This is a genomic window from Nostoc sp. UHCC 0251 (assembly GCF_034932245.1).
Classification (GTDB): Bacteria; Cyanobacteriota; Cyanobacteriia; order Cyanobacteriales; family Nostocaceae; genus Nostoc.
Genome location: NZ_JAYGHD010000274.1, coordinates 1 through 1,351, shown reverse-complemented (window position 1 = coordinate 1,351; position 1,351 = coordinate 1). Strand labels below are relative to the sequence as shown.

Below are 1,351 nucleotides of genomic sequence, written 5' to 3'. Positions count from 1 at the left end.
TGGCTCCCCTACATATACTTAGATTTTTTCATAAATCAAATACTAGTCCTATATTATTGAGCTTGTTATAAATCTATTAACTAATTGAGCCTTTTCATTTCAGTTAAACACAGTCGATTTGTGTATATAAAATGTGTTTATCCCAAAACAATACTCCGGCAGTCACGGAAAGGGATGTGGTCAAAAGAGGAAAAGGGTCATTGGGCATGGGGAAGAGGACTTGGGGACAAGGAGAATTGGGGACAAGGGGAAAGACTTATTTCAAGTTTTTACCTCTTCTCCCCTTGTCCCCTTGTCTCCCCTACCTCTTCGCTCAAAATTCTTCCGCTTGGGGAAGCGGGAAGATTTCACCAGCTAAGTAAGCTTGAAAGTGCTTTTGGAAGTACAACCAGGAAGTCATATCTTCCCCATCTATAAATGCTTTTGGGGCTTTTTTATATAGAGGAATACGGTTATTAATTTCGTCTTGCAACAGTGGAGGCAGTTCGGTTAAACCATTGACTTTGCTGCCAACAGCACTGTAGATCAGTTGACCGGGGCGATCGCCCATTTTCATCCAGGGAAGCCATTGACCAATCCGATCCCAACTCAGTTTGAGTTGAGAAACTGAGGAGAGGGCTGTGTTGAATAAATCTGCGGTTGGCACTGTTAATTTAAACAATTCTGCTGCCTGATAAATTGGATTTGGGCTGTATTCGGCAAATTTGCGATCGTCTGCTAAGGGATTAGGGTAATAGGGAAATATATCAAAAACAAAGGTTGTGCTGTCACCATCTACTTGTGCGGGGAAATTTCCCTTAAACTTACCTTGCACTGGATTATTAGCAACGTGAATTACCGGAACTGTCTCGCCCGTCCAAGGATTCTCCCATTTGGACAAAACCTCATCTGTTTGTGGATTAAGGTAGTAAGTCAGTTCCCTAGAAGTAAAATCCCAGCTACCCTCTGTTGTGGGAATACACCTACTAACACTCAATCCCAGCATTTTAAACAGAAGTTGTCTTTTCTCACCGGGGATAAAAGCGTAAATTTTACCTTTCCAAATCAGGAAAGTGGATTCGCTAGGGTCGAGGGAAGAACGAGTTTTAACCCAGTGCTGCGCTTCAAGTTCTTGGATTTGGGCAACCATCTAAAGCATCCTTAGTATTTGGATAACAAAAGAATAAGCTAATCAGCATTCAAGTTGTATCTTTAGGAGCTAGGAAGTGGGGAGCAAGGAGGCAGTGGCAACATTTCGGGGTAGAAGAGATCAACTTAAGCTAAAAGCTTTGTCAAATCTCGTTTCCAGCCTCTAGGCTGGAAATGCAACTCGAAAAGCGGCTCTGCCGCCAGCAAGGGAGGCGGAGCCTCT

At 43.1% G+C, this 1,351-nt stretch carries 1 protein-coding gene; it reads right to left on the bottom strand.

The features are described 5' to 3' along the window. Window positions 1-313: 313 nt before the first annotated feature. Window positions 314-1,129: a DUF1838 domain-containing protein gene (locus VB740_RS18160; protein ID WP_323201351.1), complete on the bottom strand. Its 816-nt coding sequence runs from the start codon at window positions 1,127-1,129 to the stop codon at window positions 314-316. Window positions 1,130-1,351 lie beyond the last annotated feature (222 nt).

Coding starts and splice junctions, on each gene's coding strand:
- VB740_RS18160 (WP_323201351.1), bottom strand. CDS start 1,129: ATGGTTGCCCAAATCCAAGAACTTGAAGCGCAGCACTGGGTTAAAACT.